The following is a 23609-nucleotide window of genomic DNA, read 5'->3' on the forward strand; positions in this document are numbered from 1 at the left end:
ATGACCGGGGGAGCGGCCGAAGGGCCGAGACGGGTCGGCCGGCCGCGTGCCGATCGGCTGCGGCCGGCGAGCGGCCGGCCGCCGCGCGAGGAACTCCTCTGCGCGGCGGCCGAGCTGTTCACCGTCCGGGGGTACGCGGCCACCACCACGCGGACGGTGGCCGAGCGGGCCGGAATGCGCCAGGCCACGATGTACCACTACTTCCGCTGCAAGGAGGAACTCCTCGCCGAGCTCCTGGAGTCCACGGTCGCGCCCTCTCTGGTGCTCGCGCGCCGGCTGCTCGCCGACGCCGGGCGGCCCGCCGCGCGGCGGCTGTGGGAGCTGTGCCGCTCGGACGTGATGCTGCTGTGCGGGGGACCGTACAACCTGGGCGCCCTTTATCTGCTGCCCGAGGTGGCCGGATCGGGCTTCGCCCGGTTCCGGCGGATGCGCGGGGAGCTCAAGGACGCCTACCGCGCGTTGCTCGCCGCCACGCCCGCCGGGGTCGAACTGGCGCGGGACCGGGCCGGGCTGGCGCTGCGGGGCGATCTGGTGTTCGGGCTCATCGAGGGGGTCATGCTGATCCACCGCGCCGACCCGGACCGGCCGGTGGATGCCTTCGCGGAGGCCACCGCCGACGCGGCGCTGCGGGTCGCGGGAGCGGCGGGTCCTGCCGGCCGGACGGGACTTTGACGACACCCCCCTAGGTTCCGGCTTCCCAGGCCGCGAGGTCCTCCCAGGCCCGGAGGGCCAGGCCGCTCTCGAAGCGGTGCGGGGCGCCGGTCACCGGGTCGGTGAACGACACCGAGCGGGCCAGGAGTTGCAGGGGCCTGCGGTAGTCGTCCGGGGCCGGGTCGGTGACCTGCGGGTACACCGGGTCGCCGAGGATCGCCAGCCCCAGGCTGTTCATGTGCACCCGCAGCTGGTGGGTGCGGCCGGTGTGCGGGGTCAGCCGGTACCGGCCCAGTTCCCCCCTGGTGTCGAGGAGTTCGACCAGGCTCTCGGCGTTCGGTTCGGCGCCGGGGACCTCGGCCGCGGCCATGACCCCGCGGGTCTTCTCGATGTGGCTGCGGACCGTGCGGGGCAGGGCGACCGCCGGGTCGTGGCGGGCGAGGGCCTCGTACTCCTTGTGGACCTGCCGCTCCTGGAACAGCAGCTGGTAGGCGCCGCGGTCCTCGGGGCGGATGCTGAACATCACCAGTCCCGCGGTCAGCCGGTCCAGCCGGTGCGCCGGGCTGAGCGCGGGCAGGTCGAGCTCCGCGCGGAGCCGGGCCAGTGCGGTCTGCGTGATGTGGCTGCCGCGCGGGGTGGTCGCCAGGAAGTGCGGCTTGTCCACCACCAGGAGGTGCGCGTCGCGGTGGACGACCCGGAGGGGGAACGGCACGACCGGCTCCGGCTCCATGTCCCGGTGGAACCAGACGTAGGCGCCCGGCTCGTACGGGTCCTGCGGACTCAGGACCCGCCCGCCGGGGCCGAACACCCGTCCGGTGCGCAGCAGGTGCGCGATGGACCCGGCGCCGCGGGTGCCTGCGTAGCGCGCGGCGAGGTAGTGGCCGAGGTCGGGCCACTGCCCGTCGGGGTCGGCGGGCAGCCGCAGCCGGACCGGGTCGATGCCGGCGACCTGGGGGAGGGGCGAGGGGGGTGCCTGGGCTCTGCGTCTCATCGGGTCCAGGCTATGTGGCTACTGCTTGGTGAAGGTGCCCAGGTGGGTGGCGTCCAGGTACTCGATGCGGACCGTGCCGTCCTTGAAGACCACCCCGGTGCGGCCGACCGCGTTCTCTCCGGCGGTCACGTAGCTGAAGGTGTCGCCGTCGTAGTGGGTGAGGGGGAAGCGCATCGGCTTCGGGCCGAGGGAGAGGGTGAGGCCGTCCTTGCCGCCTGCGTTCGCCGTCACGCTCAGTTTCCCGTAGTACGGGCTCACGTAGGTGCCGGTGTACGCGCTGTCGGCGCGGGCCGGCTTGGCGCCTGCGGGCGGGTGCGCGTAGTCGGTGGTGGAGCGGCCGGTGTCGAGGGCCTGGGCGTACAGCTCGGCGAAGAGCGGGAGCCAGTCGGTGGTCGGCTTGCCGTGCTCGGCGGTGTCGAAGAAGTCCTCGGCGATGGCGTCGGCGACGCCGACCGGGGCGCCGTTGGTGAGGACGATGATGCCGAGCTTCTCCAACGGGAGCATCGTGACGTTGGTGTTGGCGCCGAGCTCGAAGGCGCCGGAGTGGCTCAGGCGCAGCCGGCCCGCGTCGTCGTACGAGACGTTCCAGCCGAGCCCGTAGAAGCCGGTGTGGTCCAGGGGCGGGGTCGGCGCCTGCGACAGGATCTGCGGCAGGTGCGTGGTCGCGAGGGTGTCGGCGGGGACGATCCGCTTCCCGTCGAGGGTGCCGCCGGCCAGCTGGAGCCGCAGCCAGCGGGCCATGTCGGTGGCGGTGGAGCTCACGCCGCCGGCCGGGGCCTGGGCGTCCGGGTCGCGTACGAAGCGGGGCGACCAGGTGCCGTCGGGGTTCTTGACGTGGGTGGCGGCGTGGTCGGGGGTGTTCGCGAAGGCGGAGAACTCGGTGCTGGTGCGGGTCATGCCGGCGGGCTTGAAGAGGGTGTCGTCGGCGAGCTTCTGCCAGCTCGTGCCGTGCTGCCGGGCGACGGCCTCGGCGGCCGCGGTGAGGCCGAAGTTGGTGTAGGCGTAGCTCACGCGGAACGGGGCGAGGGGCTCCAGGCGGAGGTGGTCCAGGATGTACGACTGGTCGTAGCCGAGGTCTTCGAGGAGGTCGCCGGCGTGGTCGGGCAGGCCGCTGCGGTGGGAGAACAGGTCGGCGGTGGTGAGGTGGTCGGTGACCCAGGGGTCCTTGAGGGCGAACCCGGGGAGCTCGGTGCGGTGCTCCCAGTCGGCCGGGTTCTTGAGGGTGCCGGCGACGACGGTGGACGAGATCGGCTTGGAGAGCGAGGCGATCTGGAACACGGTGTCGGGGCCGACCTTGCCGTTCTCGCCGGTGCGGCGGACGCCGAAGCCCTTGAGGTAGACGACCTTGTCGTCGTGGACGACGGCGACGGAGATCCCTGGGACGCCGGTGCTGCGCATGGCGTCGGTGACGAACCCGGTGAGGCGCGCCAGCGCGGTGTCCACCTCCGCGTCCGTGATCTGGGGCTTCGGCGCGGGGGGCGGGCTGGGGGCGGCGGCAGCGCCGGTCACGCCGGTCGCGGCGAACACGACGGCGGCTCCTGCTGCGCCGAGCACGCGGAGCGTAGGCATGGCGTCATTGTCCCGCCGAACGGGCGACCCCGCCCTTTCGGAGTTCCGTCAGGCCGCGGATTCCTGTTCGGCCAGGACCCTGGCGTTCCAGTCGCCCTTGATCGCGCGCCAGCCCTCGTCCGTCTCGCCGAGCCGCCAGTAGCCGGAGATCGACAGGCGTTCCTTCGGGATGCCCCGCTCCAGGCGCAGGTGGCGGCGCAGGTCCTTCACGAAGCCCGCCTCGCCGTGCACGAAGGCGTGGACGTCGCGGGAGGGGAACTCGAGGGCCCTGACCGCCTCGACCAGGGTCTCGCCGATCGGCCGGGTGCCGCGGTGGAGCCAGACCGGGACGATGCCGTCGGGGGTGGCGATCTTCTGCTCGTCCTGCGGGCCCTCGACCTCCACGATCGCGTGCACCCGCGCGCCCGGCGGCATCCGCTCCATCGCGGCCCCGATCGCCGGCAGCGCGCTCTCGTCGCCCACCAGCAGGTGCCAGTCGGCCGTCGGGTCCGGCGCGTAGGCGCCGCCGGGGCCGAGGAAACGGACCAGTTCGCCCGGCTGGGCGCGCGCCGCCCAGGGGCCGGCCAGGCCCTGGTCGCCGTGGACGACGAAGTCGAGCGTCAGCTCCAGGTGCGCCGGGTCCCACGACCGGATCGTGTACGCGCGCTGGCGGGGCCACGCCTCACGCGCGTACTCCGCGCGGATCCGGTCCAGGTCCCACGGCGTGGGGTAGGTGACGCCCTCGGGCGCGAACAGCAGCTTGATGTAATGGTCGGTGAACTCGCCCGCACTGAACCGGACCAGTCCGGCACCACCCAGCACCACGCGCACCATGTGCGGCGTCAGCCGCTCTGTGCGCACGACCACTGCGGTGCCGACCTTGCGGGCGCGTCCTTCTGCCACGGCGTATCCCCTTGCTCCCCTGAAACTTAGGATTACCTAAGTTACCACCTCAATGGTGGAGCGCGCTGCTGAGGCGCGACACCGCTCCGCCAAGACCCCACCGGCGCGCCAGGGCGTCGACGAGTTCCGGCTGCGCGGGGACCGCCGGCAGCGCGGGGTCGAACGCGGGAAGGGGGACGTCCGCGGCCACCTGGACCACCTTCGGGGCGACCGCCAGATAAGGCCGGGATTCGTCCAGTCGCTTGCGCTGGGTGGGGGTCAGCTTCGACTTCGGGTCGTCGATCGCCGCGATGATCCCGGCCAGCGTGCCGTACGCGTCCAGCAGCTTCGCCGCCGTCTTCTCGCCGATCCCCGGAACCCCGGGCAGCCCGTCGCTCGGGTCCCCGCGCAGCAGGGCCAGGTCCGCGTAGCCCGGGCCGTCCACCCCGTACTTCTCGCGCAGCCACGCTTCGTCCGTCACCTGCAGCGTGCCGACCCCCTTGAGCGGGTACAGCACGCGCCGCTGCCGGGCGTCGTCCACCAGCTGGTAGAGGTCCCGGTCGCCGGTGACGATGTCCACCGGGCCGGTGGCGCGCGCCGTGAGCGTGCCGATCACGTCGTCGGCCTCGTACCCGGCGACCCCCACCCGGGCGATCCCGAACGCGTCCAGCGCCGCCTCGATGATCGGCACCTGCGGGGCCAGGGTGTCCGGGGTCTCCTCCACGTCCGGCCCGGACTCGGTCTCCTCGGCGACCCGGTGGGCCTTGTAGGAGGGGATCAGCTCCACCCGCCAGTGCGGGCGCCAGTCGGCGTCCATGCAGGCCACGAGATCGTCCGGACGGTGGTCCTGGACCAGGCGCCCGATGAAGTCGAGCAGCCCGCGCACCGCGTTGACGGGGGTGCCGTCCGGGGCCTTCACGGAGTCCGGCACGCCGAAGTACGCGCGGTAGTAGAGGGAGGCGGTGTCCAGCAGCATCAGGCGTCGAGTCGTCGTCACGGTGACGATGATGCCGCAACCCTCAGGGGCGCCCGCGGCGGGCGGTTACGGGCGGGGGCACGGAAAGTGGCCGCAAGAGCGATCGGACATGGCACGGGAGTTTCACCCGGGGCGTACCCTGGTCGGCTCTTGCACGCGAAACCGGGGGCGGTTGCTGCGTAAGGTGCTTACAGCACACCGATGTGAGACGGATGCCGACGTACGCCGACGGACCAGACAAGGGGAGGGCAGCCCCGCCATGGACGACAGGGACGGCTCGGACGACAAGGAACGGGACAAGGACGCCAAGGAACCGCTCCGGGTGGGTGTGGCCGTGCGCAAGCGGCGCCGGGCACTCCACCTCACCCTCGCCGCCGTATCGGCGCGCAGCGGTCTGTCGGTGCCCTTCCTGAGCCAGATAGAGAACGAACGGGCCCGGCCCAGCATGCGGTCCCTCGAGCGGGTCGCGGACGCGCTGGAGACCACGGCCGTGGAGCTGCTGGCCGCGTCCGACACCGCGCGCACGGTGGACCTCGTACGGGCCGGCGACGAATCCGGGCTCACACCGGTCCCGGGCGTGCGTCCCCTCGTACGCGGACACCACCAGCTGCACGCACTGGAGTTCACCGGGGACCAGGACGCCGGCCGCGAGTACCAGCACCGCAACGACGAGCTGATGTACGTGGTCTCGGGGGCCTGCCAGGTGGAGGCCGAGGGGCGGGCGTACCGGCTGGAGAGCGGGGATGCACTGTTCCTGTCCGGCGGCGTACGGCACCGCTGGCGGGCCGTCTCCGAGGACACCAGGCTCCTGGTCGTGGCGGTCGGGGAGCACATCCACGCGACCTCCGAGCCGCCCTCGCCGGGGCGCTGAGCCGGATGAGGGTCGTCTCGCTGGTGCCGTCGCTGACCGAGGCGGTCGCGGTGAGCGCCCCCGGGCTGCTCGCCGGGGTGACCGACTGGTGCACCCATCCCGCGGACCTCGGGGAGCGGGGCGCGGTGCGCATCGGGGGTACGAAGAACCCCGACGTGGAGCGGATCACGGAGCTGCGCCCGGACCTGGTGATCGCCAACGAGGAGGAGAACCGGGCCCCGGACCTGGCGGCGCTGCGGGCGGCCGGCGTGGAGGTGCTGGTCACCGAGGTACGGGACCTCCCGCAGGCGCTCTCCGAGCTGGACCGGGTGCTGGTGGGGGCCCTGGGGCTGGCGAGGCCGCAGTGGCTGGACGACGCCGAGGACGCATGGGCGCGGGTGGAGCCGGCCGGCCCGCTGCGGGCCTTCGTACCCGTGTGGCGGCGGCCCTGGATGGTGCTGGGCCGGGACACCTTCGCGGGCGATCTGCTGGCGCGCCTGGGCGTGCACAACGTCTACGCCGGCCACGGCGAGCGGTACCCGCGGGTGCCGGTGGAGGAGCTGGCCGCCGCCGAGTGCGATCTGGTGGTGCTGCCCGACGAGCCGTACCGCTTCACGCGCGAGGACGGCCCGGAAGCCTTCCCGGACCGTCCGTCCGCCCTGGTCAGCGGCCGCCACCTGACCTGGTACGGCCCCTCGCTGGCCGAGGCCCCGGCGGTGCTGGCACGGGCCCTGCACGCCGCGCACTGAGGGGCTGCCGGCCCGGCGGACGGGGCGTCAGCGGGGGAGCAGGGCGCCCGTGAACAGGCCGCGCAGGGTGTGGGCGGCGGCCAGCAGCCAGGCGGTCAGCAGCGCCAGGAACAAGGCGGCCGCGAGCCAGGCGAACGCGGTCAGGCCGGTGTGGCGGGCCAGGCCGGCGGCGCCGGTGACACAGGTGCCGACCGGGAAGGTCAGCGCCCACCAGGTCATCGCGAAGCCCATGCCGCCCCGGGCCGCCCGGACCAGCATCGCGGCGGAGAGGGCCAGCCACAGCAGGGCGAACCCCATCACGGGCACGCCGTAGACGACCGCGAAGGCGCCGAGCGCGCCGGCGTAGGGGGCGCCGATCGCCCGGGGGGCCATGTCGGCGAGCTGGTTGACCGCGGTGGTGGACTGGCCGAGGGGGCCCAGCACCAGGAACAGCGTGGGGGTCAGCAGCAGGGGCAGGGGGCCGCTCATGATCAGCCGGCCGAACACCAGGGGCAGCATCAGCAGGGTGGCGAGCAGGCTGATGCCGAACATGGCGTAGCAGGCCAGCAGGAGCGCCTCGCGGGGCTGGCCGGCGGGCAGGTGGGGTATCAGCAGGGGGCCCACGGCGGCGGAGACCATGGGGGCGACCAGGGGCAGCAACCACACGGGGGTGGCCTGCGCGGCCTCGACCTTGTGCCGGACCACCATCAGGTACGGCACCACCACGGCCATGAGCAGGCCGATCGCGGTGCCGGCGGTGAACAGCACGGCGTCGACGGCGACGGCGGCGGGCACGCCGATGAGGTCCTTGCCGACGATCAGGGTGCCACCGCCCACGGCCAGCAGGGCCATCGCGAGACACCCGTAGAAGGGGGCCACGGCGGGGTCGAGGAGATGGGCGCGGGCCTGGTCGCGGTGGTGGAGCCAGTGGCCGGCGCGGGCGGTGAGCACGAGGGCGAGGGCCGCGGCGGACAGCGCCCAGACGATCTGGCAGGCCACGCGCTGGCCGGGCACCTGGTACGGGAGGGTCGCGCCGGCGTTGGCGACGATCGCCGTGCCCATGACGGACGCGTACCAGTTGGGGCCGAGGTGACGGAGCGCCGGGAAGGCCTTGTGGGCCCGAGAGGTCCGGGAAGTGTGTTCGTGGGGTCGCACGAGGGTGGTGGCCATGGACCCAGCGTCGTCGCGGGGCCCGCCGGACGGCAGAGGCCATCTCTCTATGAGGTCATAAACTGACTTTATGGGTAACGAGGAGTGGGTTCCGCTGGCACACCGGGTACCGGACCTGGGAGCGCTGGAGCTGCTGCTCGCGGTGGCCCGGGTCGGCAGCCTGAGCGGCGCGGCCAAGCGCATGGGCATCACCCAGCCCGCCGCGAGCAGCCGGATCCGGGCGATGGAGACCCGGCTGGGCGTGGCGCTGGTGGACCGTTCGCCGCGCGGGTCGACCCTGACGGCGGAAGGGGCGCTGGTCACGGACTGGGCGCGGCGGGTGGTGGAGGCGGCGGAGGCGTTCGACGCCGGGGCGCAGGCGCTGCGCGGGCGGCGCGACTCGCGGCTGCGGGTGGCCGCCAGCATGACCATCGCGGAGTACCTGCTGCCGGGGTGGCTGATCGCGCTGCGCGGGCAGCGGCCGGGGACCGCGGTGTCGCTGCACGCGGGGAACTCGGCGGTGGTCGCGGAGCGGGTGCTCGCGCACGAGGCGGACCTGGGCTTCGTGGAGGGGCTGTCGGTGCCGGAGGGGCTGGACTCGGCGGTGATCGCGCAGGACCGGCTGGTGGTGGCGGTGGCCCCGGGGCACGCCTGGGCGCGGCGGACGCGGGGGGTCGAGGCGGCGGAGCTGGCGGCGACGCCGCTGATCCTGCGGGAGTGGGGGTCGGGGACCCGGCAGGTGCTGGACGCCGCGCTGGCCGGGAGCGGGGGGCTGGCGGCGCCGCTGCTGGAGCTGGCGTCGACGACGGCGGTGAAGGCGGCGGCGGTGAGCGGGGCGGGGCCGTGCGTGCTGTCGGAGCTGGCGCTGGGGGACGAGCTGGCGGCGCGGCGGCTGGTCGAGGTCCCGGTGTCGGGGGCGGCGCTGGGGCGGGAACTGCGGGCGGTCTGGCCCGTGGGCGCCAGACCGGCGGGCCCGGCCCGCGACCTCCTGTCCCTGACCCGGGCCACCCCCGCGACCTCCGCCCGCTGACGTCCGTGGTGCGCCGTGGCCTCCGGGGGCGCTGCCCCCGGAGGCCACGGCCGCACACCCCTACCCACCGGTAGAAGCATCTGGCAGGCTGCCGCCATGAATCTTCCCGCCGGTGGAGACAGGGCCCGGTACGACCGGGCCACCGCGCATCTCGACGCGCCCCTGGCCATCGTCGATCTCGCCGCGTTCGACGCCAACGCCGACGATCTCGTCCGCCGGGCCGGCGGCAAGCCGATCCGCGTCGCCAGCAAGTCCGTCCGCTGCCGCGCGCTCCTCGAACGGGTCCTGGCCCGGACCGGTTTCGCCGGGATCATGTCGTACACCCTCGCCGAGTCGATCTGGCTGGCCCGGTCGGGGTTCGAGGACGTGCTGCTGGCCTACCCCTCCGCCGACCGCGCCGGGTTCGCCGAGCTCGCGGGCGACCCCAAACTGGCCGCCGCCGTCACCGTCATGGTCGACGACCCCGCCCAGCTGGAGCTGATCGACACCTCCCGGGACGGCGCCGGCCCGCACGAGATCCGCGTCTGCCTCGAACTCGACACCGCGCTCCACCTGTTCGGCGGCCGGGTACGCGTCGGCGCCCGGCGTTCGCCGCTGCGCGATCCCGCCGCGCTCGCGGACCTCGCCCGTACGGTCTGCGCCCGGCCCGGCTTCCGCGTCGTCGGGATCATGGGCTACGAGGGCCACGTCGCCGGCGTCGGCGACGCCCTCGCGGGGCGCCCGCTGCGCTCCCGCGCCATCCGGCTCATGCAGGCCACCGCCCGCAAGGAGCTCGCGGCCCGTCGCGCCGAAGCCGTACGGGCCGTCCGCGCGGTCGTCCCGGACCTGGAGTTCGTCAACGGCGGCGGCACCGGCAGCGTCCAGCAGACCGCCGCCGAGGACGCCGTCACGGAGATCGCCGCCGGCTCGGGGCTCTACGTACCGCGGCTGTTCGACAACTACACGTCCTTCCGCGGCCGCCCCGCCGCGCTCTTCGCCCAGCCGGTGGTCCGCAGGCCCGGCGTCGGCGTGGTCACCGTGCTCGGCGGCGGCTACCCCGCCTCCGGCGCGGCCGGTGCGGACCGGCTCCCGGAGCCTTACCTGCCGCAGGGCCTGCGCTACGACCCCCAGGAGGGGGCCGGCGAGGTGCAGACCCCGCTGCTCGGCAGCCCGGCCGACGATCTGCTGATCGGCGACCGGGTCTGGTTCCGGCACGCGAAGGCCGGGGAACTGTGCGAGCGCTTCGAGGCGTTGCACCTGATCGAGGGCGACCGGGTGACGGCCACCGTCCCGACGTACCGGGGCGAGGGCCGCACCTTCCTCTAGTACACGCTCAGTACACGCTGTCCGTCTGGTCGGGGATGACGCTGGTGTCACCCCGGCGGACGGGGCCGGCCGTGCCGTCGTGGTCGACGTAGCCCGTGGTCGAGCACGGGTACGGCGTGCTCTTCTGCTTCTTCGGCTCGATGAACATCGGGTTCACGATCCACTTGCCGTCGCTGTTGTCGTACGCACGGCACATCAGCTCGTTCTTGTTCCGGTTCACGACCAGCCGCAGGGCGGTCGCGTCCCGCAGGAACGAGATGTCGGTGTCCGAGTCGCCCGCGGCGAACACCTGGCGGCGGGCGGCCGGCTGGACCTTCTCGGCGGCCGCGCCGCGGACGCCGAAGATCTCCTTGTTGATCCAGCACCGCTTGCCGTCGACGTAAGTGATCATCGTGTCGGCGCCGTCCTTCACCGAACCGCAGCCCTGCAGGTGCGCGGTGAACTTCCCGCCGGACGCGGTCGTGTTGCGGATGCCGATGACGTGGTCCGCGGCGACGCCGACGCCCTTGGCCCACACCTCGACGACCGGCTGCGGCGAGGCCGAGCTGATCCAGACGTCGAAGCCGGCCTTCTGCAGGCCGGCTATGAGGTCCTTCTGCTGGTCGTAGTAGCGGACCCAGCCGGTGGCGGTGCCGGTGCCGACCTGCTGCTTGGCGCCGACCGGCGCGGCCAGGTTCTCGGCCTGCGCGGCGGCCGCGAAGCCGCGGACCTCGCGTGCGGTCCAGCCCTGCATCAGCTGGGGCAGCCAGGCGTACGCGGGCTCGATGGTGCGGTGGTCCCAGCCGGCGAAGGCGGCGGCGCCGGAGCGGGTCGCGGCGGTGCCGTAGACGGCGGCGAGCTCGTCGGCGCAGCCCGCGCCCTCGGGGGCGCCCGTGGGCAGCGGGGAGCCGGGGCGGGCGAGGGCGTCGCAGGCGTCGGCGAGGGCCCGGGCGGCGGCCGGGGTGAGGTAGCGGCTGGTGGCGGTCCAGTCCCCGGCGGCCGGCCGGCGGATCTTGCCGCTGCGCAGCAGCCAGTACATGGTGGCGTCGCCGACGTCGTTCTTGACGACGGTGTTGTCCCAGTCGAAGACGGCGACGGGCTTGTTGCGGCTCGGTCGGTACGGGTTGCACTTTCCGTACTCGTCTATCAGCTGCTGGAGCCGGGCCTGGTTGTCCCCGTACCAGCCGGCCGCGAGCTGCGGGGTGGTGCAGGGGGCGCCGGGGCGGGCCGCCTGTGCGGCGGGCGCGGCGGCGACGAGGGTGCCGGCGGTGATCGCGACGGCGGCGCCGACGGCCTGGAGCCGCCGTGCGGTGCTACGTGGGGTCACTGAGGTGAACACTCCCTACATTCCAACGAAGATCATCTCGGACGGTAGAACACGACAGCCGGGCGTCGTGCGACGCCCGGCTGTCGGGGGGATGGAGTACGGGTGAACGCTCGGGGCGTGCAGGGCCCGTCGGCGGAGCCGGTCTACAGGGGGGTGACGTACGCGCCCGAGATGCCGCCGTCGACCAGGAAGTCGGTGGCGTTGATGAACGAGGAGTCGTCGCTGGCGAGGAAGGCCACGGCGGCGGCGATCTCGGTGGGCTCGGCGAACCGGCCCAGCGGGATGTGCACGAGGCGGCGGGCCGCCCGCTCCGGGTCCTTGGCGAACAGCTCCTGCAGCAGCGGGGTGTTGACCGGCCCCGGGCACAGCGCGTTGACACGGATGCCCTCGCGGGCGAACTGCACGCCGAGCTCGCGCGACATCGCGAGCACGCCGCCCTTGGAGGCGGTGTACGAGATCTGCGAGGTGGCGGCGCCCATGATGGCCACGAAGGACGCGGTGTTGATGATCGAGCCGCGGCCCTGGCGCTGCATGTAGGGCAGGGCGGCCTTGCAGCACAGGTACACGGAGGTGAGGTTGACGTCCTGGACCCGCTTCCAGGCCTCGAGGCCGGTGGTGAGGATCGAGTCGTCGTCCGGGGGCGAGATGCCCGCGTTGTTGAACGCGATGTCGACGGAGCCGTAGGTGTCGAACGCGGTCTTGAAGAGGGCCTCGACCTCTTCGGGGCTGGTGACGTCGACCTTCGCGAACAGGCCGCCGACCTCCTCGGCGGCGGCCTTGCCGGCGCTCTCGTCGATGTCCGCGCAGACCACGTTGGCGCCCTCGGAGGCCAGACGGCGGGCGGTGGCGAGGCCGATGCCGCTGCCGGCTCCGGTGATGACGGCGGTTCGGCCGACCAGGCGGCGGCAGACGATCTCGGTGTCAGAAGTGGTCATGATGGGCTCAGGCCTCCGTGCTGATGAAGACGTTCTTGGTCTCGGTGAATGCGGTGAGGGCGTCGGGTCCGAGCTCGCGGCCCAGTCCGGACTGCTTGTAGCCGCCGAACGGGGTCCAGTAGCGGACGCTGCTGTGGGAGTTGACGGACAGGTTGCCCGCGGCGACGGCGCGCGAGACGCGCAGCGCGCGGCCGATGTCGCGGGTCCAGAGGGAGCCGGAGAGCCCGTACTCGGTCGCGTTGGCCAGGCGTACGGCGTCCTCCTCGTCCTCGAAGGGGAGGACGACGGCGACCGGGCCGAAGACCTCCTCGGCCGCCACGGGCGCGGTGGGGGCGACGTCCGTGACGAGGGTCGGCGGGTACCAGAAGCCGGGGCCCTCGGGGGCGGTGCCGCGGATCGCGGTGAGGTCGTCGGTGACGTACGACCGGACGCGGTCCAGCTGTACGCGGGAGATCAGCGGCCCCATCTGGGTCTTCTCGTCGGCGGGGTCGCCGACGACAACGCCCTCGATGCCGGGGGCGAGCAGCTCCAGGAACCGGTCGTAGGCGGAGCGCTGGACGAGGATCCGGGTACGGGCGCAGCAGTCCTGGCCGGTGTTGTCGAGGAAGGCCATCGGCGCCGCGGCGGCCGCCGCCTCCAGGTCCGCGTCGGCGAAGACGATGTTGGGGCTCTTGCCGCCGAGTTCGAGGGTGACCCGCTTCACCCGGTCGGCGCACTTGGCCATGATCTGCTTGCCGACCGGGGTGGACCCCGTGAAGACGATCTTCGCGACGCCCGGGTGCTCGACGAGCGCGTCTCCGGCGACCGTCCCGAGGCCGGGGAGCACCTGGAAGAGGTGTTCGGGGATCCCGGCTTCGAGGGCGAGTTCGGCGAGGCGCAGCGCGGTGAGCGGGGTCGTCTCGGCGGGCTTGAGCAGGACGGCGTTGCCGGCCGCCAGGGCCGGGGCCAGGCCCCAGGCGGCGATCGGCATGGGGAAGTTCCACGGGGCGATCACGCCGATGACGCCGAGGGGTTCGAGGAAGGTGACGTCGATGCCGCCGGCGACGGGGATCTGGCGGCCGGAGAGCCGTTCCACTCCGCCGGCGGCGAATTCGAGCAGGTCACGGACGTTGCCGGCTTCCCAGCGGGCGTTGCCGATGGTGTGCCCGGCCTCGCGGACCTCCAGCTGGGCCAGTTCCTCGATGTGCCCGTCGACGACCGCGGCGAAGCGGCGCAGCAGCCGGGCCCGGTCGGCGGGGGCGGCCGCCGCCCAGCCGCGCTGGGCCGCGGCGGCCCGCGCGACGGCGGCGTCGACGTCGTCCCGTGTGGCGGCCGGGACGACGGCGACGACTTCCTCGGTGGCCGGATTCAGCACGCTTAGATTGAAGGGGGCCAGCGCATCGGACACGTGGTGCCTCTCAGATGTTCGGTGAGGGTGGCTACGGGCGGTGGCTACAGGCGTTCGAAGGAGCGGCGCAGTTCCCAGTCGGTGACCGCGGAGTCGTACGCGTCCAGTTCGACGCGGGCCATGTTGCGGTAGTGGGCGACCACCTCGGGCCCGAAGGCGGCCTTGGCGATCTCGCTGTTCTCCCAGAGATCCGCGGCCTCGCGCAGGGTGGTGGGAACGTGCGCGAAGTCCGCGGTGTACGCGTTGCCCGCGCAGGCCTCGGGCAGTTCGAGGCGGTTCTCGACGCCGTAGAGCCCGGCCGCGACCAGGCCGGCGACGGCGAGGTACGGGTTGACGTCCCCGCCGGGGAGGCGGTTCTCGAAGCGCATGGAACGGCCGTGGCCGACGACTCGGAGCGCACAGGTCCGGTTGTCCACGCCCCAGGCGACGGCGGTCGGCGCGAAGGATCCCGGCCGGAAACGCTTGTACGAATTGATGTTCGGGGCGTAGAGAAGGGAGAAGTCGCGCAGCGCGGCCAGCTGTCCGGCCAGGAAGTGCCGCATCACCGGTGACATTCCGCCCGGGCCGTCACCGGCCATCGCGTTGTGCCCGTCAGCGTCGCCCAGCGAGAGGTGGATATGGCAGGAGTTGCCCTCGCGCTCGTCGAACTTGGCCATGAAGGTGAGCGAGACGCCTTCCTGGGAGGCGATCTCCTTCGCCCCGGTCTTGTAGACGGCGTGCTGGTCGCAGGTGGTCAGCGCCTCGTCGTAGCGGAAGGCGATCTCGTGCTGGCCGAGGTTGCATTCGCCCTTCGCGGACTCGACGATCAGGCCCGCGGCCTGCATCTCGTTGCGGATCCGGCGCAGCAGGGGCTCGATGCGGCCGGTCCCGAGGACCGAGTAGTCGATGTTGTACTGGTTGGCGGGGGTCAGCCCGCGGTAGCCCGAGTTCCAGGCCTGCTCGTAGGTGTCCTGGAAGACCATGAACTCCAGCTCGGTGCCGACCATGGCCGTGTAGCCGTGTCCGGCGAGGCGCTCGAGCTGGCGGCGCAGGATCTGCCGGGGCGCGGCGACCACGGGCGTGCCGTCGTTCCAGGCGAGGTCGGCCAGGAGGAAGGCGCTGCCGGGGTTCCAGGGGATCCGGCGCAGGGTGGCGAGGTCGGGGTGCATGGCGAAGTCGCCGTAGCCCCGGTCCCAGGAGGACATCTCGTATCCGTCGACGGTGTTCATGTCCGTGTCGACGGCGAGGAGGTAGTTGCAGCCCTCGGTGCCGTGGGCGAGGACCTCGTCGAGGAAGAACTGTGCGGCGAACCGCTTGCCCTGGAGTCGCCCCTGCATGTCAGGGAAGGCCAGGACCGCGGTGTCGATCTCGCCGCTGGCCACGAGAGCGCGGAGCTCCTCGGGCGCGAGCGGCGGCTTGCGGTCTACCACTGGAATCTCTCCTTCGGTGAGCCGAGAAGCCCTAAGGTATTGAATAGAACCATTGCTTGGGAAGGGGAGGAGCCGAGATGACCGACACGGCGAGCGAAGGCGGCGCGATCGCGCGGCTGAATCCGGTGCTGCGACAGGTGCGGGCGGGCAACGGTTTCGAGGAGGCCCTGGAGCAGATCCTCCAGGTGGTGCGGCTGGGGCTGGTGCCGGGCGGGGAGCGGCTGCCGCCCGAGCGGGAGCTGGCGGAGCGGATGGGGATCAGCCGGGTCACCCTGCGCGAGGTGCTGAAGGTGCTGCAGGACCAGGGCCTGGTCGAGGCCCGGCGAGGGCGGTACGGCGGAACGTTCGTGCTCCCCCGCCCCGACACCCCCGTCGGCGGCACCGAGGACGAGCTGCGCCGGCGCGTGGTGGGCGTGGACATCGAGGACGCCCTGCGGTTCCGCGAGGTCCTGGAGGTGGGCGCGGCCGGGCTGTGCGCCTCCCAGGGGCTCGCCGAGGAGGGCGCCGAGCGGCTGCTCGGCGCGCTGGCCGCCACCCATGACGCACCGCTGCCCGACTACCGCCGCCAGGACACCCTCTTCCACCTCACCCTGTGCGAGCTCGCCGGATCCGCCACCCTCACGGCCCAGTACGCCGCCGTCCGGGCCACCGTGAACGACCTGCTGGACTGCATCCCGCTGCTGGTGCGCAACCTGGAGCACTCGCAGCAGCAGCACTCCGCGCTCGTGGAGGCGGTGCTGGAGCGGAACGCGGACGCGGCGCGCGAGGTGATGCGCGAGCACTGCTGCGGAACGGCCGCGCTGCTGCGCGGGTTTCTGGCCTAGGGGGCGTCTTGTGGGAGGTGGTGCGGGGGCGGCCCGAGAGCTTTTCGTAACCCTTGTTTAACGCAGGGGTCTTGCGCTCTCCACTCCGCTACGGCAAAGGTACGCCCCACAACCATTGCCCTAGGCAGGAGCGCACATGGCCGACGACACCGAGGCACGGCTCGCAGCCGTACCCGAACCCACCACGTCCCCCGAGGGCGGCGACAGCTACCTGGAACGCCGTACGCTCCGCCGCGGCAGCGCCGGCTGGCTGCTGCTGACCGGCCTCGGCGTCGCGTACGTCGTCTCCGGCGACTTCTCCGGCTGGAACGTCGGCCTCGCCCAGGGCGGCTTCGGCGGGCTCGCCATCGCCACCGCCCTGATGGGCGCGATGTACGCCTGCCTCGTCTTCTCCCTCGCGGAGCTGTCCGCGATCCTGCCGACGGCCGGCGGCGGCTACGGCTTCGCCCGCCGGGCGCTCGGCACCTGGGGCGGCTTCCTCACCGGCACGGCGATCCTCATCGAATACATCCTGGCCCCGGCCGCCATCGCCATCTTCATCGGCGACTACGTCGAATCCCTCAACCTCTTCGGCCTGACCTCGGGCTGGCCCGTCTATCTCGCCTGCTTCGCGATCTTCATCGGCATCCACCTGTGGGGCGTCGGCGAAGCGCTGCGCTTCTCCCTCGTCGTCACCGCGATCGCCGTGATGGCGCTGATCGTCTTCGCACTGGGCGCCTTCACCGAGTTCGACCCTTCGAACCTCGACAACATCGCCGTGGACACCACCGCCGCCGGCTCCAGCTCCTGGCTGCCGCTGGGCGTCCTCGGCATCTGGGCCGCGTTCCCCTTCGGCATGTGGTTCTTCCTCGGCGTCGAGGGCGTACCGCTGGCCGCCGAGGAGGCCAAGGACCCGGTGCGCTCCATGCCGCGGGCCCTGTCGATCTCCATGGGCATCCTCGTCCTGCTCGCGCTGGTCACCTTCCTCGCCTCGACCGGTGCGCGCGGCGCCGACGCCATCAAGGACGCCGGAAACCCGCTGGTCGTCGCCCTCGAAGGCAACCCGGGCCTGTCCTGGCTGAAGACCTTCGTCAACTACGCGGGCCTGGCCGGGCTCGTCGCCTCGTTCTTCTCCCTCATCTACGCCGGCTCGCGCCAGCTCTTCGCCCTCTCCCGCGCCGGCTACCTCCCGCGCTTCCTGTCCCTGACCTCGAAGCGCAAGGCCCCGTACCTCGGCCTGCTCATCCCCGGCGCGATCGGCTTCGCGCTCGCCGCGGCCACCGGGAACGGCCCGCGCATGCTCAACATCGCGGTGTTCGGCGCGACCATCTCGTACGCGCTGATGGCCCTCTCCCACATCGTGCTCCGCAAGCGGGAGCCGGGCCTGGAGCGCCCGTACCGCACGCCGGGCGGCATCGCCACCTCCTCCGTGGCCTTCGTCCTCGCCCTGTCGGCACTCGTCGCCACCTTCCTGGTGGACAAGGACGCGGCGTTCATCGCACTGGGTGTGTACGCCGTCGCCCTCGCCTACTTCGCGCTCTACAGTCGGCACCACCTGGTGGCCTCCGCACCCGAGGAGGAGTTCGCGGCGCTGGCGGAGGCCGAGGCCGAACTCACCCGAGACTGACCGTCGTTCTTCGCCCCTTGGAGGTAGCAACAGTGCCCAGGCCGCTCATCGGCATCACGACCTACGTGGAGGAATCCACCCGCTACGGGGTGTGGGACGTCCCGACGTCCCTCGTGCCCACCGGGTACTACGAACTCGTCCAGGCGGCGGGCGGCGCGGCCGTGCTGCTCCCGCCGGACGAACCCGGATCGGCGGCGGAGGTGCTGAGCCGGCTGGACGGCCTGGTCGTCGCGGGCGGCCCCGATGTGGACCCGCTCCGCTACGGGGCCGAACGCGACCCGCGTACGGGCGCCCCCGCGACGCAGCGGGACGAGTGGGAACTCGCCCTGATCGAGGCGGCCTTGGCGGCGGGCCTGCCGGTGCTGGGCATCTGCCGGGGCATGCAGGCGCTGAACGTGGCCCTGGGCGGCACGCTGGTCCAGCACATCGACGGCCATGCGGTGGCTCCGGGTGTCATGTCCTGGCACCCGGTCCGGCCGGTCCCGGACACGCGGTACGCGGCGCTGGTGCCGGAGGAGGCGGAGGTCCCGACCTACCACCACCAGGCCGTCGACCGCCTGGGCCGAGGCCTGATCGCCTCGGCGCACGCGGTCGACGGCACGGTGGAGGCCATCGAACTCCCCGACCCCGCGCACTGGGTCCTGGGCGTCCAATGGCACCCGGAACGCGACAAGGACACCCGCGTGATGTCCGCCCTGATCGAAGCCGCCGCCCTCACCTCGGCGGTCTTGGCCTAGCTCCGGTCGGCTCGGTGCGGGCGCCCCCGGAGCGGACCCGCGGTCGTGGCGGTAGGGGCGCCCCCGGACCGGGCCCGCCGAGGGGGGGGATGAGGCCGCGTAGAGTACGGGGAGGCAGCCGTACGGAACGGGGGGCGGAGCCGCCGGATGAGTGCGTCTACACCGCAGACCGCGGTCCTGGTCGAGCCCGCGCCCGAATCCGGACCGGGTCGCCGCGGGTCCGGGCGGGGCGTCGCCGCCGCGCTGTGCGCCCTGCTGGGTGTGGGCCTGGTCGGCGGGGCCGGCATCAGCGGCTGGGCCGAACAGCGCGCCGCCCACCGGCCCTTGGCCGCCGACGCCGCCTACCGCAAGGCCGGCTCGCTCTGGCGCGCGACCCCCGTGGACACCCTCTTCCCGCCCGTCCTGGACGGGGCGGAGAGCGGCCCCGGCGGAGCCGACCGTACGTGGACCCGGGTCGCGCTCGCCCCCGACGCCGACTGCGGACCCGCGCTCGCCCCCGACTGGCAGGCGGCCCTCGCCGCCACCGGCTGCACCCGGGTCCTGCGCGCCACGTACACCGATGCCACCCGCAGCTCCCTCGTCACCGTCGGCATGGTCTTCACCCCCGCCGACGCCCCGGCGATGGCGGCCCTGAAGGGGCGGCTTCCCGCCCCGCCCGGCTACGGCTTCGCCGACAGCCAGCGCGCCGCGTGGACCGCGTCCGTGCCGTCCGGGGCCCCCGTCGTCGTCTACACCGTCTCCGCCTTCACCGACGGCCGCACGCTGGACGCCCCCCGCCCGGCCGAGGACGTGATGCGCAAGGACGCCACCGGAGCCGTCGCCCAGGCCGGCCTCGGCCACGAGGCCAAGGCCGTCGCCGACCGGATGGAGCGCACCGTACGCACCCTCGCCGGGCCTGCCGCCCCCGCCGGCACCGCCCGGTGAACCGGGCCCGGTCCACCGCCGCCCTCGTACTCGGCGCCCTCCTCGTCGGCGCCGGCGCGCCGCCGGCGGCCGCCGACGCCATCCGCGACCGCCAGTGGGGCCTCACGGCCCTGCGCGCCGAGGAGGCCTGGGGCACCACCCGGGGCAACGGGGTCACCGTCGCCGTCCTCGACACCGGGGTCGACGCCACCCATCCCGACCTGGCCGGCCAGGTCCTCGACGGCACCGACCTGATCGGCATGGGCGCCGGCCGCGGCGACCGCGCCTGGGCCCGGCACGGCACCGCCATGGCCGGGATCATCGCCGGGCACGGCCACGGCGCCAACCGCCGCCAAGGCGTCCTCGGCATCGCCCCGCAGGCGAAGATCCTCCCGATCCGCGTGATCCTCGAAGAGGGCGACCCCGGCCGGGCCAAGGCCCGTGAGAACAAGGGCGGCGCCCTCGCCGAGGGCATCCGCTGGGCCGCCGACCACGGCGCGGGCGTGATCAACCTCTCGCTCGGCGACGACAGCGACTCCGCGCACCACGAGGCCGCCGAGGACGAGGCCGTCCAGTACGCCCTCGCCAAGGGCGTGGTCGTCGTCGCCTCGGCGGGCAACGGCGGCCGCCAGGGCGACCACGCCTCCTACCCGGCCGCCTACCCCGGGGTCATCGCCGTCGCCGCAGTCGACCGCGGCGGGCAGAAGGCCGCCTTCTCCACCCGCAACTGGTACGCCACCGTCAGCGCCCCCGGCGTCGACGTCGTCATCGCCGACCCCGACCGCGCCTACTACGAGGGCTGGGGCACCAGCGCCGCCGCGGCCTTCGTCTCCGGCGTCGTGGCCCTCGTGAAGGCCACGCACCCGGACCTGTCCCCGGCCCAGATCAAGAAGCTCCTGGAGGACACCGCCTCCGACGCCCCGCCCGGCGGCCGGGACGACTCCCGCGGCCACGGACTGGTCGACCCCGTCGCCGCCCTCCAGGTCGCCGACACGGTGCGCGCCGAGCCGCCGGTCCCTGCGCCCGTCGCGGCCGGGCACCCCTACTTCGGCCCCGGCCCCGAGCCGGTCCGTGCGGGCGGGCGCGGTGCCCGCCTGGGCGCCCCGGCGGCCGCGGCCGCCGGGCTGGCGCTGCTCGTCCTGGCCGCCGTACTGGCCCGGCGCCCGCGGGGCGCCCGGCGGGATCGGGATAGGGTCGGGTAACTGTGGCGAACAAAAACATTCCCGACCCCGGCTTCTCCGACGACGACGGGTCCGCCGACCCCCGGCTGAGCGCGGCCCTGGCCGCCTGGGCCGAGGACCGGGCGAAGGAGCCGGAGGTGCTGGCCGCCCTCAAGGGGGCCCGTCTGCTGGTTCCGGTCGTCGCCGTGCTCGGCGAGGTGGAGACCGACCCGGAGACCGGGCTCAAGCGGGAGAAGACCAGCGACATGGCCGTCCCGACCCTGCGGGCGGGGGACCGGCGGGCGCTGCCCGCGTTCACCTCGATCGCCTCGCTGGCGCTCTGGGACCCGGCGGCCCGGCCGGTGGCCGTCCCGCTGCACCAGGCGCTGGCGGCCGCCGCGCACGAGAAGGCCGACACCGTGGTCCTGGACCTGGCCGGCCCCGTCACCTACCAGCTCACCGGCTCCGCGCTGCTCGCGCTGGCCGAGGGCCGCACCGACGCCGGCCCGCTGGCCGACCCCGCGGTGCGGGAGGCCGTACGGGCCGCCGTGTCCGCCGAACAGGCCGTACTCCGCGCCCACCTGGGCCCGGGCGGGGCGGACTCCGACGGCACCCTGGCGATCGTCCTGGCCCCCGGTGCGCAGGCGCACGCCGCGGCCCGCCGGGTCGCCGAGGCCCTGGCCGCCGACGAGACCCTGCGGGCCCGCCTGGTGCGCGGGCTGGACCTGGCCCTGCTCCCGGAGGAGGCCCCGGCCCCGGCCGGCGAGCCGCTCTTCACCCGCTGAGCCGAGACGTGCAAGAAGGGCCGGGGCATCGCCCCGGCCCTTCCCCGTACGCTCGGACGGCTCAGCCGAAGACCGGGCCCGTGAACTTCTCGCCCGGCCCCTGGCCCGGCTCGTCCGGCACGATCGAGGCCTCGCGGAAGGCGAGCTGCAGCGACTTCAGGCCGTCGCGCAGCGGAGCCGCGTGGAAGGAGCTGATCTCGGTGGCGCTCGCCGTGACCAGGCCGGCCAGGGCCGTGATCAGCTTGCGGGCCTCGTCGAGGTCCTTGTGCTCGGAATCCGGCTTGTCCAGGCCCAGGTTGACCGCCGCGGCGCTCAGCAGGTGCACGGCCACCGTCGTGATCACCTCGACGGCGGGCACGTCCGCGATGTCGCGGGTCATGGCGTCGTAGTCGGGAGCGTCCGGCGTGGCGTCGGCCTCGGTGGCGGGGGCGGGGGTCGCGTCAGTCATGCCTCACACGATAAGCCGGGACGCGCGGCCCGCCGACCGGGCCCCGGGCGGACACCGTGCGGACACCCGGGGGATACCGGAGGGGCGGCCTCCGGGTGAGCGGACCCGGCGCGGAATGCTATATTGGGCTGACGACCGGCCGGAGACGCATGTCCCCGGCCCACAAGTGGAGGCTCCGCTCTCCCACCCGACCACCCTCCGGGGCGGCGGGTCACCGGTCAGGCGGCATCCATCGTTCCGTACGGACGATGGAAAGCTGCCCGAGTCTGCGCCCCGCGATCGCATGCGGCGGTGCTCCGGTTGTTTTGGAGCCCCTGCCTGTGCCCGGCGGGGCATTTTTCGTTCTCCGCCGCGGTTGGTCTGACGACATTAGACGTCAGCGGCTGTCTGCCAGGCAGCCGTGTGGTGCTACCGAGGAGGATCCATCAGCACCGAGCCCCGCATCAACGACCGGATTCGCGTTCCCGAGGTACGACTCGTCGGTCCCAGCGGCGAGCAGGTCGGCATCGTGCCGCTTGCCAAGGCGCTTGAGCTGGCGCAGGAGTACGACCTCGACCTGGTCGAGGTCGCGGCGTCCGCACGCCCGCCGGTCTGCAAGCTCATGGACTACGGCAAGTTCAAGTACGAGTCGGCCATGAAGGCCCGTGAGGCGCGCAAGAACCAGGCGCACACGGTCATCAAGGAAATGAAGCTCCGGCCGAAGATCGACCCGCACGACTATGACACCAAGAAGGGTCATGTCGTTCGGTTCCTCAAGCAGGGCGACAAGGTCAAGATCACGATCATGTTCCGTGGTCGCGAGCAGTCCCGGCCGGAACTCGGCTACCGACTGCTGCAGCGTCTCGCTTCGGACGTCGAGGACCTCGGGTTCATCGAGTCGAACCCGAAGCAGGACGGCCGCAACATGATCATGGTCCTCGGTCCGCACAAGAAGAAGACCGAGGCGATGGCCGAAGCCCGCGAGGCGCAGGCCGCCCGTAAGGCCGAGCGCCAGGGTGTCGCCGCCGACGAGGCTCCTTCCGAGGAAGCCCCCGTCGAGGAAGGCACCGAGGTCGCCTCTGCCGAGGTCGCCGAGGTCACCGAGGATGCCTCTCCCGAGGCACCGGCCGAGGCCTGATTCCGAGGCAGCCTGTCTCGGATCACCGACACAACATGACGCTCCCGGACGCCGGTCCTCAAACCGGACCGGCGGGGGCGCCACCGACGAGGAGATAACGGCGCTATGCCGAAGAACAAGACGCACAGCGGTACCAAGAAGCGCTTCAAGATCACCGGCTCCGGCAAGGTGCTTCGTGAGCGCGCCGGTAAGCGCCACCTGCTCGAGCACAAGTCGTCCCGTGTCACCCGCCGCCTGACCGGCACCGCGGAGATGGCTCCCGGCGACGCCGCGAAGATCAAGAAGCTTCTCGGCAAGTGATGTTCTCCGCTCCCGCGCCGGGAGCGGACGAGCGTCAAGACCGGGACCCCATCGAATTCGGGCCGTGTGAAGACACCCACGGCCCCGCTACAAGGAGTTAAAAAGTGGCACGCGTCAAGCGGGCAGTAAACGCCCACAAGAAGCGCCGGGCAATCCTCGAGGCGGCCTCCGGCTACCGCGGTCAGCGTTCGCGCCTGTACCGCAAGGCCAAGGAGCAGGTCACCCACTCGCTGGTCTACAACTTCAACGACCGCAAGAAGCGCAAGGGCGACTTCCGTCAGCTGTGGATCCAGCGCATCAACGCCGCTGCCCGCCAGAACGGCATGACGTACAACCGCCTCATCCAGGGTCTGAAGGCCGCCAACATCGAGGTGGACCGCAAGATCCTCGCGGAGCTGGCCGTCAACGACGCCAACGCTTTCGCCGCGCTCGTCGAGGTTGCGCAGAAGGCGCTTCCGGCCGACGTGAACGCCCCGAAGGCCGCTGCCTAAGCAGTACGCCCTTCAAGGCTGCAGTAATTGCCCGGACCCGCAGGCCTCGCGCCTGCGGGTCCGGTGCGTTGATCACCGAGTTCGACTGAGT

24 protein-coding genes are annotated in these 23609 nt (G+C 73.0%); 14 read left to right on the forward strand and 10 right to left on the reverse strand.

Features of this window, described 5'->3' with window-relative positions; genetic code table 11:
- Entirely contained in the window at positions 1-672 is a 672-nt protein-coding gene (locus tag OG299_RS30615) for a TetR/AcrR family transcriptional regulator (RefSeq protein WP_266630837.1), read from the forward strand.
- Between the two features lie 10 nt (positions 673-682).
- Here OG299_RS30615 and OG299_RS30620 read toward each other — a convergent pair whose 3' ends face one another.
- From OG299_RS30620 to OG299_RS30635, 4 genes are read right to left on the reverse strand one after another with little or no spacing between them, the layout of a single operon-like run.
- Positions 683-1642: an RluA family pseudouridine synthase gene (locus OG299_RS30620; RefSeq protein ID WP_266630838.1), complete on the reverse strand. Its 960-nt coding sequence runs from the start codon at positions 1640-1642 to the stop codon at positions 683-685.
- A gap of 18 nt (positions 1643-1660) precedes the next feature.
- Positions 1661-3211, reverse strand: a complete 1551-nt coding sequence (locus OG299_RS30625) for a serine hydrolase (RefSeq protein WP_327363213.1) — start codon at positions 3209-3211, stop codon at positions 1661-1663.
- Positions 3212-3259: 48 nt separating this feature from the next.
- Positions 3260-4093, reverse strand: coding sequence for a siderophore-interacting protein (locus OG299_RS30630; protein WP_266630841.1), 834 nt, complete (start codon positions 4091-4093; stop codon positions 3260-3262).
- Between the two features lie 49 nt (positions 4094-4142).
- On the reverse strand, positions 4143-5048 hold the full coding sequence (locus OG299_RS30635; RefSeq protein ID WP_327364628.1) for a 5'-3' exonuclease: 906 nt from the start codon (positions 5046-5048) through the stop codon (positions 4143-4145).
- Between the two features lie 259 nt (positions 5049-5307).
- Between OG299_RS30635 and OG299_RS30640 the strand changes: the two genes are divergently transcribed.
- Positions 5308-5919: a helix-turn-helix domain-containing protein gene (locus tag OG299_RS30640; protein ID WP_051832331.1), complete on the forward strand. Its 612-nt coding sequence runs from the start codon at positions 5308-5310 to the stop codon at positions 5917-5919.
- Positions 5920-5924: 5 nt separating this feature from the next.
- Entirely contained in the window at positions 5925-6647 is a 723-nt protein-coding gene (locus OG299_RS30645) for a helical backbone metal receptor (protein WP_327363214.1), read from the forward strand.
- Positions 6648-6674: 27 nt separating this feature from the next.
- Here OG299_RS30645 and OG299_RS30650 read toward each other — a convergent pair whose 3' ends face one another.
- Complete coding sequence (locus OG299_RS30650) at positions 6675-7796, reverse strand: TDT family transporter (protein ID WP_442817546.1); 1122 nt, start codon at positions 7794-7796, stop codon at positions 6675-6677.
- A gap of 70 nt (positions 7797-7866) precedes the next feature.
- Here OG299_RS30650 and OG299_RS30655 point away from each other — a divergent pair, with 70 nt between their 5' ends.
- Together OG299_RS30655 and OG299_RS30660 are read left to right on the forward strand one after the other, a co-directional pair.
- Entirely contained in the window at positions 7867-8805 is a 939-nt protein-coding gene (locus OG299_RS30655) for a LysR family transcriptional regulator (RefSeq protein WP_266630845.1), read from the forward strand.
- Between the two features lie 96 nt (positions 8806-8901).
- Positions 8902-10110, forward strand: a complete 1209-nt coding sequence (locus OG299_RS30660; RefSeq protein ID WP_327363215.1) for an amino acid deaminase/aldolase — start codon at positions 8902-8904, stop codon at positions 10108-10110.
- A gap of 7 nt (positions 10111-10117) precedes the next feature.
- On the opposite strand, the gene OG299_RS30665 is transcribed toward OG299_RS30660, so the two are convergent.
- From OG299_RS30665 to OG299_RS30680, 4 genes are all read right to left on the reverse strand, one after another.
- A complete protein-coding gene (locus OG299_RS30665) occupies positions 10118-11416 on the reverse strand; it encodes a haloacid dehalogenase-like hydrolase (RefSeq protein WP_266630848.1) in 1299 nt (432 codons plus the stop codon).
- Positions 11417-11559: 143 nt separating this feature from the next.
- The gene (locus tag OG299_RS30670) at positions 11560-12351 is read right to left on the reverse strand and encodes a 3-oxoacyl-ACP reductase (protein WP_327363216.1); all 792 of its coding nucleotides are present in this window, start codon (positions 12349-12351) and stop codon (positions 11560-11562) included.
- A gap of 7 nt (positions 12352-12358) precedes the next feature.
- Positions 12359-13738 carry an aldehyde dehydrogenase family protein gene (locus OG299_RS30675; RefSeq protein WP_327363217.1) on the reverse strand — a complete coding sequence of 460 codons (1380 nt, stop codon included), beginning with the start codon at positions 13736-13738 and terminating at the stop codon, positions 12359-12361.
- Positions 13739-13782: 44 nt separating this feature from the next.
- The gene (locus tag OG299_RS30680; RefSeq protein WP_327363218.1) at positions 13783-15147 is read right to left on the reverse strand and encodes a glutamine synthetase family protein; all 1365 of its coding nucleotides are present in this window, start codon (positions 15145-15147) and stop codon (positions 13783-13785) included.
- Between the two features lie 77 nt (positions 15148-15224).
- Between OG299_RS30680 and OG299_RS30685 the strand changes: the two genes are divergently transcribed.
- The 6 genes from OG299_RS30685 to OG299_RS30710 all read left to right on the forward strand — a co-directional run bounded on the left by OG299_RS30685 (position 15225) and on the right by OG299_RS30710 (position 21162).
- Entirely contained in the window at positions 15225-15971 is a 747-nt protein-coding gene (locus tag OG299_RS30685) for a FadR/GntR family transcriptional regulator (RefSeq protein WP_327363219.1), read from the forward strand.
- Between the two features lie 136 nt (positions 15972-16107).
- A complete protein-coding gene (gene eat / locus OG299_RS30690; RefSeq protein ID WP_267000337.1) occupies positions 16108-17577 on the forward strand; it encodes an ethanolamine permease in 1470 nt (489 codons plus the stop codon).
- A gap of 32 nt (positions 17578-17609) precedes the next feature.
- A complete protein-coding gene (locus OG299_RS30695; RefSeq protein WP_266630859.1) occupies positions 17610-18314 on the forward strand; it encodes a gamma-glutamyl-gamma-aminobutyrate hydrolase family protein in 705 nt (234 codons plus the stop codon).
- 147 nt (positions 18315-18461) lie between these two features.
- Positions 18462-19238 (forward strand): hypothetical protein, encoded by a 777-nt coding sequence (locus tag OG299_RS30700; protein ID WP_266630861.1) that lies wholly within the window; start codon positions 18462-18464, stop codon positions 19236-19238.
- On the forward strand, positions 19235-20419 hold the full coding sequence (gene mycP / locus OG299_RS30705; RefSeq protein WP_327363220.1) for a type VII secretion-associated serine protease mycosin: 1185 nt from the start codon (positions 19235-19237) through the stop codon (positions 20417-20419). Before OG299_RS30700 ends, mycP begins: the two co-directional genes overlap by 4 nt.
- 2 nt (positions 20420-20421) lie before the next feature.
- Complete coding sequence (locus tag OG299_RS30710; protein ID WP_266630865.1) at positions 20422-21162, forward strand: SseB family protein; 741 nt, start codon at positions 20422-20424, stop codon at positions 21160-21162.
- Between the two features lie 61 nt (positions 21163-21223).
- On the opposite strand, the gene OG299_RS30715 is transcribed toward OG299_RS30710, so the two are convergent.
- A complete protein-coding gene (locus OG299_RS30715; RefSeq protein WP_266630867.1) occupies positions 21224-21610 on the reverse strand; it encodes a DUF1844 domain-containing protein in 387 nt (128 codons plus the stop codon).
- Positions 21611-22010: 400 nt separating this feature from the next.
- Here OG299_RS30715 and infC point away from each other — a divergent pair, with 400 nt between their 5' ends.
- The 3 genes from infC (at position 22011) to rplT (ending at position 23518) form a co-directional block, all read left to right on the forward strand.
- On the forward strand, positions 22011-22727 hold the full coding sequence (gene infC, locus OG299_RS30720; RefSeq protein WP_327363221.1) for a translation initiation factor IF-3: 717 nt from the start codon (positions 22011-22013) through the stop codon (positions 22725-22727).
- Positions 22728-22832: 105 nt separating this feature from the next.
- Positions 22833-23027, forward strand: coding sequence for a 50S ribosomal protein L35 (gene rpmI, locus OG299_RS30725; protein WP_030157249.1), 195 nt, complete (start codon positions 22833-22835; stop codon positions 23025-23027).
- A gap of 104 nt (positions 23028-23131) precedes the next feature.
- Positions 23132-23518, forward strand: a complete 387-nt coding sequence (gene rplT / locus OG299_RS30730; RefSeq protein ID WP_007263143.1) for a 50S ribosomal protein L20 — start codon at positions 23132-23134, stop codon at positions 23516-23518.
- Positions 23519-23609 lie beyond the last annotated feature (91 nt).

The organism is Streptomyces sp. NBC_01296 (assembly GCF_035984415.1).
Classification (GTDB): Bacteria; Actinomycetota; Actinomycetes; order Streptomycetales; family Streptomycetaceae; genus Streptomyces.